Raw genomic sequence first — 17,423 nt, forward strand, 5'->3', positions numbered from 1 at the left:
ACGTCGAGGTCTTTCGGATGGGCGAGTGTAGGAACTTCCATCTTCGGAAGACCTCGACCTCATTGCGGCGACCGCCACGCCGCCCGCGCATCCAGCCTCGCGCTACACCCTCAAACGCGAAGAGCCCCTTATCCGAGGTTGGTTCTGATCCAGATCCGCATCGCGTCTCGGATCGCTGCTGCGTTGTCCTCTCCGCCATAGGTCGCGGCGAAACGAGCGTCGGTGACATACAACTCGGAGAGCCCGGTGTAGGCGGCGCGGTCAGGCGCTTTCCCACCCCAGTAAGCGGTAACCCACCGATGGTGCTCTGAGACCAAGTCTTGGAAGAGCGCGCTGCTGGGATCCTCACCAGCTTCGGCCGCCGCCCGCAGCGCCGCGTTGACGTCGAGGCTTCGCTTGTCGTCTTCCTCGCGCTGATCGTCGGTCATATCGGTGCGACGCTTCGCAGAACGTTCCCATGCTGCGTCCCCCCAACGGGTGCGCACTTCGGCCTCGTACTGGCTTTGGTCGACGCCAGCGAATACTTCTTCAATGGGCATTTCTTGGCCATTCCTCACCGCATCGAGCGTGTGCCGGACGACGGTGATCTGCTGATTGGTTCTGTCACGACGCTCCTCTAGAAGCGTGAGATGGGTCTCGATGGCGTCAGCGAGCGTCGTGTGGTCGTCGAGCGCGAGTTGGATCGTGGCAAGCGGGAGTTCGAGCGCGCGTAACGACAGGATTCGATAGAGGCGTGAGATCTCGGCCTCTCCGTAGAAGCGGTAGCCGTTGGCGGCCACCCGTGATGGACGGAGAAGGCCGATCTGCTCGTAGTGTCGAAGCGTTCGGCTGGTGAGGCCGGTCGCCTTGGCGAGGTCTCTGATCGGCCACTCCGTCATGGCGTTCTCCTCAGCGCTCGTTCCCCACCGCAGTTGCGGCCTCGGGTACCTCGAAGTCGCCCATGATCTGATCGCTGGCCCAGTCGCGGGCTGCGGTCTGATCCGCCACGCGGGGAGCAGTCAATGTGACCGTGTTTCCGTCTCCATCCGTGAACGTGACGTCGGTCGTGAACCACGGAGTATCGACCGGCCCGGTAACCTCCGCTCCCGACGACCGAAGCCGTTCAGCGACCTCCCCCAAATCGACGTTCCCTGCTGTGAACGATGCAGACACCGACCCGCGCACCGCTGCGCCTTGGGTCATGAGGATGTCCTGGTTCCTTTCCCTACGCAGATGCACCAGCGCAGGCACACCGCCCGGACCAGGGATCGTGGCCAGAGTCACAAACCCCGCAGCCGCGTAGATGGCCTCGACCGCGGTGAAATCGCTAACCACGACGTTCATGAACATCGGCATTACATAGATGGACCGGTCGATCGCCGGCCCGCTGTGTTCTGTCATAAACACCACCCTGCCGGTTGACGTTACGGCAGAGTCAAGCCAGCACCACGATCACAAAGAACGCAAACCCCCGAGAGACCGGGCGTCAACAACCTCATGGCCAGCAACATCTAGACCAACATCGACGAAGACCCAGCGAAATAGCAAGCAACTACGCGTCCGCTCCAAGAATGCTCGCCCCTATCAATACAAAGAGCCAATGACGGCCGCGCGCGTGACCTTAGCCGATCGCATAACGAGCGTCGATCACCTCACGGTTTGAGGCCCATCCTGTATGCCCGCCGCGGTGAATCGGTGGCGCCCAGCGGACGCTCGCGGCGACCAAAACTATCTGCAGCTGATGCGGCGGTCGCAAGGAACACCCAAATAGGCAAGAAGGTCCAGGATGATTGGGTTGCGACGCCCACGGCAACGAACACCATTAGAGAGAAAATACCGCGCCCTCGGCGCCAGGTTATAACTAGAAGTGATGCAATCAGAACTCCCAGCGCCAGAAGCCCAAGAACACCCAGCTCGGCGCCCATTTGAATATAAACGTTCTCCGCAATTGCACGCCCTTTTCCTTCGCGAATATAGTCTGAAAAAACATCGTACTCATCTACATATTCATGGAAACGAAGCCCGAACCGGCCCGGGCCAACCCCTAGAGGGTTGTCCCACATCATCCGCCAGCCAATCTCGGATTTCGCGGATCGCACGCCTAGCGAAACCGTGTGCGCAGGTTCACCCAACCCAAATAGATTAAGCTTCGACAATTGGAAAATGAATGCGTCCCGCAAAGGCGCAACCACCACAACCGTTAACGTCGCCACGATTAGAGCAACCCCAGACGCAATCAACAGTGTTCGGCTAGGCTTCGCAATGACGGTGGCCAACAATGCAATGGCGACCGCTATAAAAGCGGTAGTCGACATCGAGCATAGCGCACAGGCGATCGCAACCGCTGCACTGAAATATTTACGACCAAAAAGCGAGAGGACAATCAGTCCGCCAGCATAGAACCCGAGTTGCTGGCCTTCCAGGAAGGGTCCATTTCTTAAAAAAGTTACACCACCGACTGCGATCCCCCACCGGTCCATCGCAAAGCCCGCGTTCGATAGGAAGCCCGTTAGACCCGGCGTGAAGCGTGAAACGATTTGCAATAGCACCGCACCACCGCACACCCAAACCGACTGAATAAGCACAGCAGTGAGTAAGTTGAACCGCACCCCTCGGAGCAGGAACCAAACGACTATCGCAAAACAGCCGTAGACGACATAAATTCCTATGTCCACGATCGGAGAGCGCGACACACCAGGTATTGCCACCGAGAAATCCGAGGTAGCGATTGCACTCGCTGTCGAAACAGCAAGACTAAGCACAACCCCCAGCACTGCCATTGGCACAATTCCACGTAACCACGGAGATTTAAGCCCCGAGCGGTCCCGCAGCAACTCGTATCCGCGCACGAGGATTGCGATTCCAAACATCACTTCGGAGATCTTGACCGGTGAGCCAATATTAACCGTAAAAGCTTGCTGCAACGGGATAAACAACACGCCGAGAAGTGCAATTCGAATGGACAACGCCTGAGATCGGTACTGCCGTGAACCAATTCCGTCGCCAAACAGTCTCGTCCGCCACGTCACATCCACAGTTCGCTCAAACTCCCATACTCATGTTGCAAGTCATCCAGCCGTTCCAGTCAAACTGACTATTCCACGCGACTGTCCGCGTCATAGAAAGATATCCACTATGGTAACGGATCTCGTGGCGGTCCGGCGTAGATTCTCACGCGGAAATCGCTGTAGCCACAGCGATTCCTCGAATAATTGGCCGACCATCCGAGCGTGGTAGATAGATACGTGGTGAACTTTCCTCCACCGGAGTGTACTTCCGTAGAGCACCGCGAAACGAATGTGCCACACAAACACATCTCGTGTGACGCCCGGGTGTTAAGTCGACGCTGGCATGGTGCTAGCGGCTCACAGTCACTGCTGCCAGAGCCTGGGAGCTCCCATGCCGCGCGACCCGCGCCATAGATTCCAAGCGCAGCCAGCACATCTTTCACCGTGACGAGGAGTCTGTTCCTGCTGGCCTGGCTACCGGCCCGCGACCGGCGAACGCGGTTGGCGGCCCAGCGGTGCGGTTCGAGCTTATGCCCGCTCACGATGCTCATGAGCACCTACCGACTACGACGTAGCAATACGGAGATGACATCTTGAAGATCACGCCGCACAGGTTTAATCGACAATGCGGCAACATAGACCAGGAGGAATGCAACGCAGCTCGCAGTCGTCCACACAGCCAAAGAGAATCCGATTGTGGCTGCCGACGCCAGGAGGCCCGAGATCGTCGCCAGCGTGCCGACGACCACAGGGCGACTCATCGACTTGAAAACGTCTACCAATGAGACGTGTGCCGCCCTACACGCCCACCAAAGCGCGAGTGGAGAAGACACAGCAGCCGCCACAAGATAACCGGTAGCCGTTGCGACTGGACCGTGTGGTGCAGTCAGAAGAATCGCAATCACCTTAATCACAAGTGAAACTAGACTATAGCGGCGCAACGTCGCACCAGCGTGTGTAGCAAGCATTAACCAGTTGCTCACAGAAACTACTTGTTGGATGGCCGATGCGATCGCCAGCAGCGACACAATCGGAACTGCAGATACCCACTGCTCACCAAGAAGAATCACAACCAATGGCCCAGAGCACGCTGCCAAGAGGAGCGCGGCTGGAACAATAGTGTATGCAACGATCTTCTGACCCAAGAGCGCCGCACTAAGCAACCCTGAGCCCGCCGCCGCACGCCTTGACAGCAACGGCAATGCCACCGAATTTGCCGGCTGCTTCAGCAGAACAAACGGTTGAACTGACAGCTGAAATGAACGCGTGTAGTAACCGAGCTGACGACTTCCCGACCAGTAGCCCAGCGCCAATGTGTCGACGTTATTACCAGCGTAGATCAGTGCTTGAGATACGGACACGTTTATCCCGAACCGCAGGATCCCACGCGCTTCGCCGGTTCGAGTAGGTAGTTTTGGAATCCAACGGCCTGCAGCAATTAGGATCAACATAACCAACGCTGCATTTGTTGCCTGCTGAATAATCAGAGCCCAATAAGACGCACCAAGATACGCGCCAATGATCGCGGCGAAGACGCCCCCTAGCGATCCAGCCGAATCCGCGAGCGCCATCGCGCCAAATTTCATCCTGCGAGTTAGATCTGCTCGATATTGGGCCGCCAACCCATTCGCCAAAAATACAATGCAGAGCCAAGGAAGAACCTCGGAAATTGCCGGGTTATCAAAAATTCCCGCGAGAATCGGCGCGATGACTATTACAATTATAGACAAGGCGACAGCAATTGCAACATTCAACCAAAAAAGTACGTCCCGCACCGCGTTACTTAAGTTCGGATGAGTAGTCGCAGCCGTCGATAAGCCCATATCGCGCAGAATCTCACCGATACCGACCAATGATATAGGAACAGCGACTAGACCGAATTCTGTCGGCGAGAGTAAGCGTGACAGAAAGATAACGCCCAGAAACAGCGTGCCAGCCTTTGCGACTTGGGCCAGCATGAGGATACGTGCACCACGAGGCGCTCGAGGCGCTTGACTGGACATCAGTTCACCTTTCTAGCGAACAAACCGTGCCTTGCTTTCAGGCGAACATCGACAACCAGCGTCATTCGATACTCAAATTTCACACAATACTTGGAGCTAATTTCGGACGATCACATATGACCATTTAGCTGCCCCGCACGGAGTGGTAAAAGCGCGCGCCGGCATCGCGCAACGACTTTGCGGTGCGTTCCAACGAGGCTCTCGTCGGTGTCATTCGCTCTATCCGGCGCCTCGCCAGTTCAATGTCGCGGGAAGGATCGTCACCACGCAAGGCAAATTCAACCGCCGTCCGTGCATTTTGGTCCGCGCGAGCGGCAAGTTCGTCCGCGAGCACCATCGAATCCCGGTTCATACCACTCGCCAAAGCTCCTTCGACCGCGCGATCAAGATCCCCAATCTTCACGCCGGTCGGGTATGGCACCTGCCATGTCGATGCGTATCGATTGAGTTTTTCAATGAACAGGCCGATGCGTGGTACACCAAAGGAGGTGGAAATAATGTAGCCGTGAAGCGACGTACCGATCCAGAGCCCGCAACGAGAAATCTCGTCAAACTTCTCTCGCGCGGTCTTAGCGGTCGATACGTCTGCGCGTGTTCCGTGGCTGAGTTCATTCACCTTGGAGGCGAGTGTCTCGAGAGTCTCTGTCGAGTCGTGGCCAGGGGCCTCTCCGGCGGAGAAGAATCGAATGTGGTAGCTCTTTAGAGAATTCGCGTTGAGCAGCGCTCGAGCGAAGTTTTCAATGCCGATTTCATGAATGAATTTCACCTTTGCCTGAACAAGAGCAACATTCCTAAGCTCATCCCGAACTTCATGCGTCAATCGCATTGAGTGAACCAAGTCCGGCGCAACCTCGTGCTCGATTCCGAGCCTTTTCAAGAAACTAGATGAAGGGCTATCTCGCACGGATATGAAGGTTGCCTCGTGTAGCGCTTGCCAAGTTTCAACTCGATGAAGGCCAGTTAGCCCCTTCGCAGCTGATAAGCCAACCGAGTTGATGATCGATTGCGAACTCGTAAATGCAGGAAATCGCGTTGGTCGGGGAAGGTACGGCGAAGCGTATCCAGGAAGTAGCTCGTTCTCTTCAGGGGCAGCTTGCTGTGGAAGATCGCCTTGACGTGCCATCTCATAAGCCTGCGCCACCGACGTCCCGCCAACCTCACCGCCAACGGTCCACAGAAAGTTCACATCGCTTCGACTCGCGTGCGTCAAATAGGAGTCAACGACGTCACCGCCCCAAGGCGTTGTGTCCGCTGGCACGGGTGCTGTTGCGATCGTCTTCACGTCCCTTAGATAGTGACGTGTCTGTTCGAGGAACAAGATATCCCCGAAATTATCCCGCTCGTAGGCGCCTACCAAAACACCCGTGGCCTTCGAAGTCATCAAAATCCCTTACTACTAGCTTGTCGACTCACGTCAAGAAGTCCGCCATTGTGCGTTTTCGTTGCCACAGTCTTTCACTCTCCACGATCCGCATCGGCCGCGACGGCGCCCCTGCACGCTTCTGCAAATTGGCTCGCAACAGATGGCACTGTGAACGTCGCGAGCGCCCGCTCACGAGCACGGCCCCCAAGGTCGGCACGGCGTGCGGGGTCTCTCAGTTCCTCAAGTGCTAGCGACAGGCGCGCTACGTCCCCCGGAGGAACAACAATCCCGAAGTCACCGATGGCCCACGCAAGCGGTTCGAAGTCAGAGACCACGATCGCTCTCCCTGCGAGCATTGCATCGATAATTTTGACTGGCAGCTGAGCCGCCGAATACGCGCTCGTACGGACGCTCGGGATAACGACAATATCTGATTGCTTGACGATGTCGACGCCGCGCGAAAGGGAAGTTTGCCCAACCCAATTCTCGTTCGGCGTGGCGTCCTCAGGGGCGATGTCAGTGATGGTCAAGGACATCGGAGTGGGGCCTGCGGTTCGAGCCGATTCGCGAAGAACCTCAACTCCCTTGTGTGGTCGGTTCGTGCCCACGAACGCGATCGTCGGCTCCCCTGTTGTATGCGGTGATCCAGCACCTGAGTCGACACGTGCGTGAGGGACTAACACGCCTCCGTATCGTTTCTGAAGCGCAGGGTTCGACACCATCACAGGGTATTTCTTGACTAGTGGCACCAGCCGACGGGTCGGCCAGTAGCTTCCACCGCGAACCATCTTCACGAGGGCCCGCAGAGGCTTGCCTTGCGAGAGCACTGCCTCAATATCTGGATCATCAATATCCACGAGCAACGGTCGACCGACCTTACCTACGAGCTCGTGCGCAAACCCAAGCGTGCCTGGAAGCGGCTTCGCCGCAATCGTGAGGTCCGCTTCGGCAGCGTAGGAATTCCACCTTGAATCTCCCTCGGGAATGCTCTCGCAGGCGCCTACGAACTCTGGCGTCGCGACAGGTCCCCATACCTCACCGTCACGTGTAGAGACGACCTTTGCTTCCCACCCAAGAAACCGTGCGAGCGCCCACAACACGTAAGTTCGCCCCGTTGAATTATCAGGGAAGTCTTTCGTAATAATGAGAAGTTTCACTGGCACTTATCCTTGTTCATGCGTCCCCGAGCAAAGGGAACTACCTCATCCACATTACTCAACGGGATTCAATTCTAGAGTTAAATTACACATAGGCAACGTAATCATTTTCATACGGATCGACCTCGTTCAAACAACGAGACCACACCCTGAGCATAGGCAGTCGCCATGTAGATCGCAGCCTTGGCTCGGCGTCCAGCAATTTTGTGGCCTCGGGCCACTCGCTTGTTCGCGGCCGCACGCATTCTCATTCGCGACATTAGTTGAATACCGATTCCGAGCGGCACCGCATAGTGTTCACGAATTGCTTCTTTGCATGCCAGCGCTGATCCAGCGGACTTCGCAGATTTACCGCCAGCCATTTCGTATCGCATCGACGGGATGTCGTGTCGCACGATACCTCCAACGAGGCTCATTCTTATGAGTAGCTCGTAGTCTTCGGCAAATCGCGGACGCAACGCCGGAGGCTCGATTTCTTCTGCTCGCCGCATAAGTGCTGCTCGTTGCACGGCGGCCCCCGGGGGCCAAGGACCATATCCCGTGACCAAAAGAGTCTTCGTATTGACTTCCGTAAACGTTTGCGGAAGCAGCGTTGCCTCACCTCCGCCCACAAATCCCATTACGCGTCCAGCAGCTACCGCGAGCGTTTCGTCAGCTTCGAGTAGCTCAATCGATCGCTGGACTCCGTCGCGTAGCAGCTCGTCGTCGGCATCGAGAAACGTGACGTATTTCGTCGCCACTTTCTTCGCGCCCCGACTTCGTGCTGCGGATGCGCCGGCGTTTTCTTGCACCATGACTTCCGCTCCCGCATCCGCGGCGAGAGTTGCAGTGTCGTCGGAAGAACCGTCATCGACGACGATCACGTGAGAAGCACCAGCCGTGCGAGCAGACACGATAGCCGCTGCAATTGTTTTCGCGGCGTTGTAGGCGGGGATGACGACGCTCAGCTCGTCATTTGTGGACGTTGCCATGTTTAGCTGATCACCTCACGGATCTCTTCAACGATCTGTGCGCGTGACTTGGAGATGTCTTGCGTAGCACGCCCGATTCTCGCATCGTAGTCTGCACGCACGGCCGGGTCATTCAGCAGGTCCTTTACTTGTCGTACAACTGTCTCGACGTTAAACGAGTTCACAGTGTGAACCCACGGACTGATCCCAAGATCGCCAAAGGCACCAAACCCCTTACGTTCGTACGCGAGGTGCACAACATAGTGTCCTGCAGCCAGAGCCATCAGCGCCGCGTGGAGCCTGACCGCTACGACTACGCGCGGGGTGCCACCCGGCGTCATAAGCGTGGAACGTTCGACGACCCCGCGCGGCGACAGCGTCGCCGATGCGGGGCGGTCGTCGTTGCCGCCGACTGTGCTCTGGATGTACCCGTCGTACGGAGCGATCTGCTCCGCGAGACGGTAAATGTCAGGGTTAATCTTGCCGTGCACGGCGCGGATCGAGAGCACAGGAGTGGGGTCAACGTCAGCACCCGGCTGGCGTCCATTCACCACTGCGGCAGTGGCCAGATCCGGACGACGCTGCGTCGTGGGGCCACCGACCTCAGCAACTGTGCGGTCGTCGCGAACCATGACGGTGTCGATCTTTGCCAGCTTTCGCTGCACCCATCCGCGAGTGCCGAAACGGGCGGGCCCGATGCTTTGCGGCAGGTAAATCGTGGGGGTCGACGTACGCGCCGCTGCCTTCAGCTGCGGCGCGTGCACGAGAGCGGTCTTAAGCGTCTCGACCAGCGTTCCAGCGCGAAGATAACCGCCGCCCACGGCGACCGCGATGTCGTACTCATCGATGCGCTTCAAAACGTCCTTCGTCCGAGGATCCCAGCCGCGCTTTGTCGGCACGGTCGGTAGCGCCGAGACTCCGAGATCGTTGAACGTCTCAGGACGCGACGCGAGGAGTGTGATCTCCGCGTCGTCCCCCAGTGCCTCGCGGACGAGCTCGAGAGTCTCGCGTACAAGCAGGCCGTCGCCGGCGTTCTCCGCCGAGTAGCCATGCAGGATCAAGACGCGCGCGCTCATCCGAGCACCTTCTTATAGACCTCAATGTGCTTTTCGACGCTGGCATCCCAGGTGAACTTCGAGACCCAGTCACCGCCTTCTGCGAGCGCCTTCTTACGCGCCGACTCATCTGCCACGGCAGTGACGATACCCTGCGCGATCGCGTCGATCTCGAGCGACTCGAAACGGATCGCCGGGCCGGCTACTTCCGCGAGGGATCCGCGGTCAGACGTGACCACCACTGTGCCCGCAGCCATCGCCTCGAGGACAGGGAACCCAAAGCCTTCGTAAAGGCTCGGGAATGCGAACACGGTGCAAGCCTGCATCAGCGCGCGGCGGTCTTCGTCGGACACAAACCCAAGGCGAATCACGTCGGGGGAAGCGTCGAGCACCTTCACGATCTCATCGGCATTCCACGCCGGCTTACCTGCCACGACGAGCTTGAGGCCCAGCGCTCGCACCTCGGGCGTTGCGAATGCTTTGACGAGCGACGGCAGATTCTTGCGGGGCTCGATGTTGCCGAGGTACAAGACAAACTTCTCGGGGATCAGCGCCCTGGTCTCGGGCGAGAGCTCGGTCGGCGTCGCGAACGTCGCGATGTCGATACCGTGCTCGATCGTGGTGAGCCGATCGCGGTCGACACCGAAGATTTCATGAACATCATCGGCACTCGAGTTCGAGACCGTGATCACGTGATCGGTCGAATCAATCGCACGCTGAACGCGCGTACGCCAGACCTTCTCCTGCCGAGCATTGCGAGCAACATCAATCCAACGGCTCGCCACACCATGAACGGTGACGACCGACGGACGGCGAACCTTAATCAGGGGGCCGGTGTCTGCAACATAGTGAAGGACATCACCAGCCTGACCGCGCTGGAGGCCTGTCACCGTCTCCTGGAGCATCGTGAGCACCGGGTGGCTCCGCGCCGGCATCTTGGCAACGTCGATTCCGCGGGAGGTAAGTCCGGCGGCAATCTGTCGTGCGTACGTTGTGTTACCGCCCGTGTGGCGGTCAAGGATGCGGCTGGGCATCAGGATGCGCATATGTCAGGCTTTCTCAGACGGCCGCGTAGAGCGCCTGCAATGCAGCGCGCTGGGCTTCGCGGTTCATCGTGTTGTTCAGGTGGCTGGCTGCGTCGACGGCACGCGCACGCGCGGATCCGTCGTTGAGGATGTCGAGGATGAGGCGGGCGGATTCCTGCGGCGAATGCGCCTCTGGGATCTGCATGCCGTTGAACGTCGGGATCGACCGCACTGCGAGAGGGTGCTCGAATGCCGCCGCGTCGAGCACGCTGAGCGGGAAGCCCTCGTAGTGAGCTGAGTGGAAGTAGAGCGCGGGACGCGAAAGCTCTTCTGCGAGTGCGTCACCGTTCAGCCAGCCAAGTACGTCGACGCCCGCGGTGGTGAGGCGCTGGCGGGCGGCCTCGCCCGAGCCATCATCTTCACCGTCGACGTCACCGAGCCAGCGGAAGGTGACCGTCGGGTCGAGCTTCAAGGTCTCTTCCGCGACCTGTGCAAAGTAGCCCGGGTCTTTCTGGCCCGTGAGCCTGCCGATCATGAAGACGTTTCGCTCAGTGGCCCAGCCAACAGCGGGGAACCGATCAGACGGCTGGATCGTTGCCACGTTGGGCAGGAAGTGCGTCACCGCCTTGGAGTCGAGCGCCTTGGCGAGCGCTTCCTCGTGAGGCGACAGGACGACCGTCGCTGCCGAACGCTTCGCGAGCACCTTCTCTGCGAGGCGGAACACGGCGCGCTTGGCAGAAGACTGCTGCATGTCGTCGAACTTGTAGCAGTGCGGCTCGTAATAGACCGGCACGTCAAGGTTGGCGAGGCGGGCGTAGACACCCCCAAAGCTCGAGTGCGCGTGCACGACATCGGGCTTGACTTCCTGCACAACCTCGCGAACGCGCTTGATCGCCGTCATCATCTGCTTCGGCGATTGCGGCATCGTGTGGACGCTCGCGTATGGCACATCCGCCGCAGGCTCCTCGTTGCCGGCCCAGAGAAGGTGGTGTTCAGCTTCGGGCGACAGCTCGATCAGCGACGTGATCGCGCGGCTGATGCCTCCCGCGTACACCTGCGTGACATGAAGGATGCGTGTCTGCATGCTCGTTTGGCCCAATCAGTTCTCCCCGGGCCTGACATGCCCAATCGTGACCTGAGTGTAACAAGTGGGGCTGGGGGCGACTGGAGCCTGGCCAGCGCCGTAAATTCCGGACGTCAACGGACGGCCCGTCCCGCCGTCAACCAGCCCCTAGTCCGTGGTCGCGGATTCCAACTCGGTGCGCAACGCCTGTGTACCGAAGGAGCGCGTAAGTGGGATTGAGAGGTGGTGCGAGTCCCGATACGCAGGAATCCCACCCACGACCGAATGACAGCGCTGTTCGTCACAGAGCACGTCCGTGTAGTCCACGATCACAAAATTGTCACTGACGATCTCCTGTGCGGCACGCTGAAGCACAGTCTCACTCACGGCCTCATCACGAGGTCTCGAGCAAGGGTCGATGGAATCTACACCGTCCTCCAAAATACAGTCCGCAATCGTGCTGCGAAGCCTAGGGGTATCGTTCAGCACAATTACCTGCTTGCCTGCATCGAGCCACATCTGCCAGGCCTCTACATAACCCGATCCGTCATCGTCCGTCCCGTCGGGGGTCCGATAAGAATCGGACCATGCCGACGTAACCACTACGTCGATGTCAGGATCATTCGCGATTTCCTCAATCGCAGGCGTCTTCCAAGCTGTGCACTCAACAGGATCAGCGCCACCCTTCGTCTGAAGTTCTAGGTTGAGAGAAGGCGGGCAACCAGGCTTGAAATAGGTTCGCACATGCATGTCCAGGTCCTGGGCAGTCGCGCGAATCGCGTCGCGCCAAACCATTAGATGCGAATCGCCGATGAGAGCAATTTCGCCAGCCGAGTCCGTAGGTAGATAATCTTCGACGCACACTCGTACGACGCCGTCCCCATGTTCTTCGTTAACGCATGACAGCCCGCCCAGTTCGGCATCATCTTCGCTAAGGGTTTCCTCCGGCGATGCATTCAGATATGCGGGATCTGCCAATACGTGCGAAGCCGGACATTCTTCGCCACTCAAGACCGCCTGTGCGCCAAAGCACTCCGCACCAGCCTCCTGGGCCTCCGCAAGAAGCTGCGTGGCAGCCGCCTCGGCTTGCGCTCGATAGAAGGTGGTCCCACCCGTGAGCCCACCACCGATCACGATCATGGAAGCCAGGGCGCCGCTCAGCACTGCCCTCGGCGATACCCGCGCCAACGCTACGAACCTCATCGGATCCTCGATGAACCGCTTCGTGAGATCAGCCAGAATCAACGCCAAAGCCAGGATCACGAGCTTCTCAGTCGCAGTGACCCATCTTCCAAGAACAAATGGAGCTACAACGATTAACGGAAAGTGCCAGAGGTAAGCAGAATAACTTACGTCTCCGAGCCATTGAATTGGCTTCAACGACGTAACCCTAGCCGGAGAAAGCGCACCTTCCCCTTCGCCAACCAGGATAATGAGTGCCGCCGAAAAGACTGGAAGAAGTGCTACGAAGCCAGGCACGCCAGACTCCCCATCCAGGACGAGCGAACTCACCCCCAAACCAAGCCAGGCAACCCAAACCAGAGGAATCAAGCGACGTTTCCAGATGAGCGATACCGTCGGCAAAAGCGCAAGCAGTGCACCGACAGCGAACTCCCACGCCCGGGCGGTCGTCTCAAAGTAGACAGCCTCTGGGCGAGTGGCCACTCCCCAAACGGCATAGGCAAAGGATGAACCGATTACGATCAAAATCGTACTAGCAACCACGCCAGCACGCTTCTTCTTCGAACTCGACCTCACCAGGAAAAAGACCACAGTCAAAAGGATCGGCCAGAAAATATAGAACTGCTCTTCAACCGATAGCGACCAGTAATGAACGACGAGCGTCTGCCCGTCTTCCTGGGCAAAGTAGTCGAGGGACTGCGACGAGAGCGCCCAGTTGAGGACGTACATCGCCGCCCAGCCGATCTGAATGAAATCGTTTTGGTGCCGAGGCGCCGGTATAAATATGAATGCAAGAATCGCCGAAACGACAAGAACGAGCAGCGCGGCTGGCAAAAGCCTTTTTGCTCGCCGAGCCCAAAACGATCCGAGTGCGATCTTACCCGATCGGTCATGTTCTCTGAAGAGGTGCGCAGTAATCAGGTACCCAGAGATTACGAAGAAGACATCAACACCAATGAATCCACCGCTTAGGTGGTTGGGCCATAAATGATTGAGAAGAACTACAAGGACGGCGAACGCTCGCAACGCTTGGATATCTGTTCTCAGACCCTTTGACTGTACTGATGCCACGCGAGCGATCATATCCGACGCGGTGCACTCCGCAATTCATCTGCTAACGCTCATCGAAGATGAGCTCCGCATCTGATGGGGTCGCCACCCACCTAAACTGACCTACGTGACAACCTGGATCGATCGCCGGTGGGCGGGGCAGCATGGCATTGGGCGCTACGCGACCGAGGTGACCTCTCGGCTCACCGTTGAGGCCGAAGACCTACCCCTGACGGGGTCGACCTTTCCCGGGCCCGGGACCTTCGCATCCGTGCCCAAGGGGCTCATCTACTCCCCCGGGTACAACGCCCTCGCCCGCGCCGAGCGTGAGCTCATCACCGTGCACGATCGCATCCATCTGAAGACCGCGTGGCCCGGGCGGGCGAAGTACCTCGCGTTCTACAACCTCGTCGCGAAGCCCGTGATCCGCCGCACCGGTGCCGTCATCACCGTCTCCGAGACGTCGAAGCGTGAGATCGAAAACTGGATCCGGGATCCAAAGGTCGAGGTCGTCAACGCCGGCCTCGGCGCATCTGCCGCGTTCCATCCCGGCGTCGAGCTCGTCTCGCCCGACAAGCCCTATCTGCTCTACGTCGGCAACATGCGCGAGCACAAGAACCTCCGCACCGCGATCGAAGCCCTGCAGCACGTGCCCGACGCCGAGATGCGCCTGCTGATCCCGGCCGGCGAGCACGCCGAGGCGCGGAGCGTCGCCGACGCGCACGGCGTCGCGTCGCAGCTGACGTTCCTCGATTCGCTCGACGACGACGCCCTCGCGATCCAGTACCGCGGTGCCGCGGCGACGGTCATGCCGTCGACGCTCGAAGGCTTCGGCCTGCCTCCGCTCGAGAGCATCATGACCGGCACGCCGGTCATCTACTGGTCGGGCTGTTCCGCCGTCGCGGAGACCGCCGAGGGGCGCGGCTGGGCTGTCAACGGATCCCACGATGTCGAGGAGTGGGGTTCGGCATTCGCCGAGGCGCTCTCCTCCCCCACCCGCGTCGACGCCCCCGTGGGGCGATACGACTGGGACGTCACGGCCCGCACCGTTGATGATGTGTTGAAGCGGCTGGCATAGGCTCGAACCGTGCCCTATACCGTCATGATCCGCTCCACGGCAACGATCGAGTTCGACGTTCCCGACCGCGATGGCCTCGACTACTTCCTCGAGGATGCCGCGCGTCTGCTGCCCGAGGGCTACGAGCTGGTTGACACCGACCGCAAGCGTTTCGTGGCGATCGCTCGCTCGACCGAGACCAAGGCCGTGACCGTCGAGCGCATCGAAGACGCCTACACCTGCGCACCCGAGGGCTGGCAGGCGCTGAGCGTGCGACCGGCGTAACGGCCGCGCCTTTGCACCTGAGCATGGGCTCCCGACCCGCTTTCAGAAACGGTTCCGGGGCCTCGTAGAATATTCATCATGCTCGCGTCGACGACGAGCGCCCGCGTCGAGGCGGCGCCAGTAGCTCAACACCACCGTCGGCTCGATGTGCAGGGCCTGCGGGCCGTTGCCGTTCTCGCGGTCATCGCCAACCACGCGATGGGATGGCCCCGCGGTGGCTTCCTCGGCGTCGACGTCTTCTTCGTCGTGTCCGGCTTCATCATCACCGCGCTTCTCCTGCGCGAGCACGAACGCACGGACCGCATCTCGTTCGCCGACTTCTACCGCCGCCGCGTCAAGCGCATCTTCCCTGCGGCGACGCTCGTCCTTGCGGTGACCGTCGTGGCGAGCTGGCTCGTCTTCGGCGGCGAGCGCGCCCGCCAGATCGGCTTCGATGCGGTCGCCTCGTTCTTCTTCGTCGGCAATTGGCGCTTCGCCGCCGAGGGCGTCGACTACTGGGCAGACACCGGCGAGACGTCGCCCCTCCAGCACTACTGGTCGCTCGGCGTCGAGGAGCAGTTCTATCTGATCTGGCCCGCGATCCTCGCCCTCGCGGCTTTCATCGCGATCCGCCGCGGTGCCCGCGTGCGCGTTGTTATCGGCGCGGTTCTCGCGATTGTGGTTGCCGGATCCCTCGCCTGGGGGTTCTGGCAGACCGGCGCGCAGCCGACGGTCGCCTACTTCTCGTCGCTCACCCGCGCGTGGGAGCTGGCGCTCGGCGCGCTCGTCGCCGTCGCCGGGCCCGTGTTCGAGCGCATGCGCGACGAGTGGCGCGCTCCGCTCGCGTGGTTCGGCATCCTCGCGCTATGCGCATCGTTCCTCCTGCTCGACGAGGGCGGGATGCCCGTGCCGGGCGCGCTGCCCGCGACCCTCGCGACGGCCGCGATCATCATCGCCGGCACGGGAGGACGCCAGCCCGAGCTGTGGCCGCTGACGAACAAGGCGTCGGTCGCGATCGGCGACTGGTCGTTCTCGCTCTACCTCTGGCACCTGCCTGTCATCGTCTTCCTCGGCACGATCGTCACGGTGCACCAGCGCAAGTTTCTCGTCGCGGTGCTCGCCATAACCTTCGTGCTCGCGATCGCCACGTACTACCTGATCGAGAACCCGCTGCGGCGAGCGCGCTGGCTCACGAGTGACAGCGGCCGCCTCTCGTGGGCCGCGACGGGCGTCACCGCGGTGGCGGTGGCCGCGGGAGTCGCGGCGACCGCGCTCGCCCCCGCGCCCCTGGCCGCCATTGGCACGACGTCCATCGGCCTGGCCATGCCCCTCACCACCCAAGAGCAGGTCGAGACCGAACTGCGCGAGGCCCTGCACGACACCGAGTGGCCGCAGCTCACACCGACGATGGCCGATGTCGCCACCCTCGGCCTGCCCGAGGAAGATCAGGAGGGTTGCAGCAAGGTAGACCTCGCGGATCCGTCGGCGTGCAACTTTACGCACGAGGGCGCGACGCACACCGCCGTCGTGATGGGCGACTCGACCTCGATTGTGCTGCTCCCGATGATCCGCAAGGCGCTCGGCGACGACTGGAACGTCAAGGGGCTCATGATGGCCGGCTGCTACCAGGTCGACATCACCCGCTGGTACGACAGCGACGAGGCGAAGGAAGCGTGCGAGGCCCACAAACCGGCCGCGCTCGACGAGGCCCGCGCGCTCGACCCGGATCTCATCATCGTCAGCAACCTCTACACGGGCGTCTACCACCTGGATCCGCCCGCCGATGCGCTCGACGGTGGCGGCTCATACCGCTGGGCGTTCGAGACCGAGAAGCTCGCCAGCAAGCTGAAGCAGGTGACGGACGACGTGGTCTTCATCGTCTCTCCCCCGCGCCGAGAAGAGCAGATCGGCTGTTCGGTCGCCGGAAGCGTGCCGGCCGACTGCGTGCACACCGTCGACGACCTGTACCGCGAGGTGACCGAGGGCGCGGCGGCCGCCGTCGCCGACGCGGGCGCCACCTACCTCACGACCGAGGAGTGGTTCTGCGTCGACGGTAGCTGCCCGGCCTTCGTGGGATCGACACCCACGATGCGCGACGACATCCACATGACCCGCCAGTACTCGGCGCTCCTGGCCCCGCTCCTGCGCGACCGCCTCGAGGAAGCAGGCGTGCTGGGCGAGTGAGGAACATACAGCCGCCCCCTCATCAGCGAGCGCAACCACCAAACTGAAACGGCTGGCCTAAGCTCGAAGTGTGCCCTACATCG

14 protein-coding genes are annotated in these 17,423 nt (G+C 60.2%); 3 read left to right on the top strand and 11 right to left on the bottom strand.

All coding sequences use genetic code 11. The features are described 5' to 3' along the window. Window positions 1–128: 128 nt before the first annotated feature. The 11 genes from DTO57_RS05840 to DTO57_RS05890 all read right to left on the bottom strand — a co-directional run bounded on the left by DTO57_RS05840 (window position 129) and on the right by DTO57_RS05890 (window position 13,856). A complete protein-coding gene (locus DTO57_RS05840) occupies window positions 129–878 on the bottom strand; it encodes a MerR family transcriptional regulator (RefSeq protein ID WP_114117304.1) in 750 nt (249 codons plus the stop codon). A gap of 10 nt (window positions 879–888) precedes the next feature. Beyond that, complete coding sequence (locus DTO57_RS05845) at window positions 889–1,380, bottom strand: VOC family protein (RefSeq protein ID WP_114117838.1); 492 nt, start codon at window positions 1,378–1,380, stop codon at window positions 889–891. A 251-nt stretch (window positions 1,381–1,631) separates the two neighbouring features. Further along, a complete protein-coding gene (locus DTO57_RS05850) occupies window positions 1,632–3,014 on the bottom strand; it encodes an O-antigen ligase family protein (protein WP_162785673.1) in 1,383 nt (460 codons plus the stop codon). A gap of 530 nt (window positions 3,015–3,544) precedes the next feature. Further along, a complete protein-coding gene (locus tag DTO57_RS05855) occupies window positions 3,545–4,990 on the bottom strand; it encodes a lipopolysaccharide biosynthesis protein (RefSeq protein WP_114117306.1) in 1,446 nt (481 codons plus the stop codon). A gap of 124 nt (window positions 4,991–5,114) precedes the next feature. Continuing rightward, on the bottom strand, window positions 5,115–6,371 hold the full coding sequence (locus DTO57_RS05860; protein WP_114117307.1) for a polysaccharide pyruvyl transferase family protein: 1,257 nt from the start codon (window positions 6,369–6,371) through the stop codon (window positions 5,115–5,117). A 74-nt stretch (window positions 6,372–6,445) separates the two neighbouring features. Next, window positions 6,446–7,510 (bottom strand): glycosyltransferase family 4 protein, encoded by a 1,065-nt coding sequence (locus DTO57_RS05865; protein WP_162785674.1) that lies wholly within the window; start codon window positions 7,508–7,510, stop codon window positions 6,446–6,448. Window positions 7,511–7,620: 110 nt separating this feature from the next. Next, entirely contained in the window at window positions 7,621–8,481 is an 861-nt protein-coding gene (locus DTO57_RS05870; protein ID WP_114117309.1) for a glycosyltransferase family 2 protein, read from the bottom strand. Window positions 8,482–8,483: 2 nt separating this feature from the next. Beyond that, the gene (locus DTO57_RS05875) at window positions 8,484–9,536 is read right to left on the bottom strand and encodes a polysaccharide pyruvyl transferase family protein (protein WP_114117310.1); all 1,053 of its coding nucleotides are present in this window, start codon (window positions 9,534–9,536) and stop codon (window positions 8,484–8,486) included. After that, a complete protein-coding gene (locus DTO57_RS05880; protein WP_114117311.1) occupies window positions 9,533–10,561 on the bottom strand; it encodes a glycosyltransferase family 4 protein in 1,029 nt (342 codons plus the stop codon). The genes DTO57_RS05875 and DTO57_RS05880 overlap by 4 nt, the downstream gene beginning before the upstream one ends. Before the next feature lie 13 nt (window positions 10,562–10,574). Beyond that, window positions 10,575–11,624: a glycosyltransferase gene (locus tag DTO57_RS05885; RefSeq protein WP_114117312.1), complete on the bottom strand. Its 1,050-nt coding sequence runs from the start codon at window positions 11,622–11,624 to the stop codon at window positions 10,575–10,577. A 147-nt stretch (window positions 11,625–11,771) separates the two neighbouring features. Then, window positions 11,772–13,856 carry an acyltransferase family protein gene (locus DTO57_RS05890; protein ID WP_162785675.1) on the bottom strand — a complete coding sequence of 695 codons (2,085 nt, stop codon included), beginning with the start codon at window positions 13,854–13,856 and terminating at the stop codon, window positions 11,772–11,774. Window positions 13,857–13,962: 106 nt separating this feature from the next. Between DTO57_RS05890 and DTO57_RS05895 the strand changes: the two genes are divergently transcribed. The 3 genes from DTO57_RS05895 to DTO57_RS05905 all read left to right on the top strand — a co-directional run bounded on the left by DTO57_RS05895 (window position 13,963) and on the right by DTO57_RS05905 (window position 17,340). Further along, window positions 13,963–14,913: a glycosyltransferase gene (locus tag DTO57_RS05895; protein ID WP_114117314.1), complete on the top strand. Its 951-nt coding sequence runs from the start codon at window positions 13,963–13,965 to the stop codon at window positions 14,911–14,913. A gap of 9 nt (window positions 14,914–14,922) precedes the next feature. Further along, window positions 14,923–15,177, top strand: coding sequence for a hypothetical protein (locus DTO57_RS05900; RefSeq protein ID WP_162785676.1), 255 nt, complete (start codon window positions 14,923–14,925; stop codon window positions 15,175–15,177). Window positions 15,178–15,255: 78 nt separating this feature from the next. Then, entirely contained in the window at window positions 15,256–17,340 is a 2,085-nt protein-coding gene (locus tag DTO57_RS05905) for an acyltransferase family protein (protein WP_114117316.1), read from the top strand. Window positions 17,341–17,423: the final 83 nt, after the last annotated feature.

This window comes from Microbacterium sorbitolivorans (genome assembly GCF_003327285.1).
Classification (GTDB): Bacteria; Actinomycetota; Actinomycetes; order Actinomycetales; family Microbacteriaceae; genus Microbacterium; species Microbacterium sorbitolivorans.

Excerpts from the sequence above, each read along its gene's own strand:
- DTO57_RS05860 (WP_114117307.1), bottom strand. The coding sequence starts at position 6,371 with ATGACTTCGAAGGCCACGGGTGTTTTGGTAGGCGCCTACGAGCGGGAT.
- DTO57_RS05880 (WP_114117311.1), bottom strand. The coding sequence starts at position 10,561 with ATGCGCATCCTGATGCCCAGCCGCATCCTTGACCGCCACACGGGCGGT.
- DTO57_RS05840 (WP_114117304.1), bottom strand. The coding sequence starts at position 878 with ATGACGGAGTGGCCGATCAGAGACCTCGCCAAGGCGACCGGCCTCACC.
- DTO57_RS05905 (WP_114117316.1), top strand. The coding sequence starts at position 15,256 with ATGCTCGCGTCGACGACGAGCGCCCGCGTCGAGGCGGCGCCAGTAGCT.
- DTO57_RS05855 (WP_114117306.1), bottom strand. The coding sequence starts at position 4,990 with ATGTCCAGTCAAGCGCCTCGAGCGCCTCGTGGTGCACGTATCCTCATG.
- DTO57_RS05870 (WP_114117309.1), bottom strand. The coding sequence starts at position 8,481 with ATGGCAACGTCCACAAATGACGAGCTGAGCGTCGTCATCCCCGCCTAC.
- DTO57_RS05885 (WP_114117312.1), bottom strand. The coding sequence starts at position 11,624 with ATGCAGACACGCATCCTTCATGTCACGCAGGTGTACGCGGGAGGCATC.
- DTO57_RS05875 (WP_114117310.1), bottom strand. The coding sequence starts at position 9,536 with ATGAGCGCGCGCGTCTTGATCCTGCATGGCTACTCGGCGGAGAACGCC.
- DTO57_RS05845 (WP_114117838.1), bottom strand. The coding sequence starts at position 1,380 with ATGACAGAACACAGCGGGCCGGCGATCGACCGGTCCATCTATGTAATG.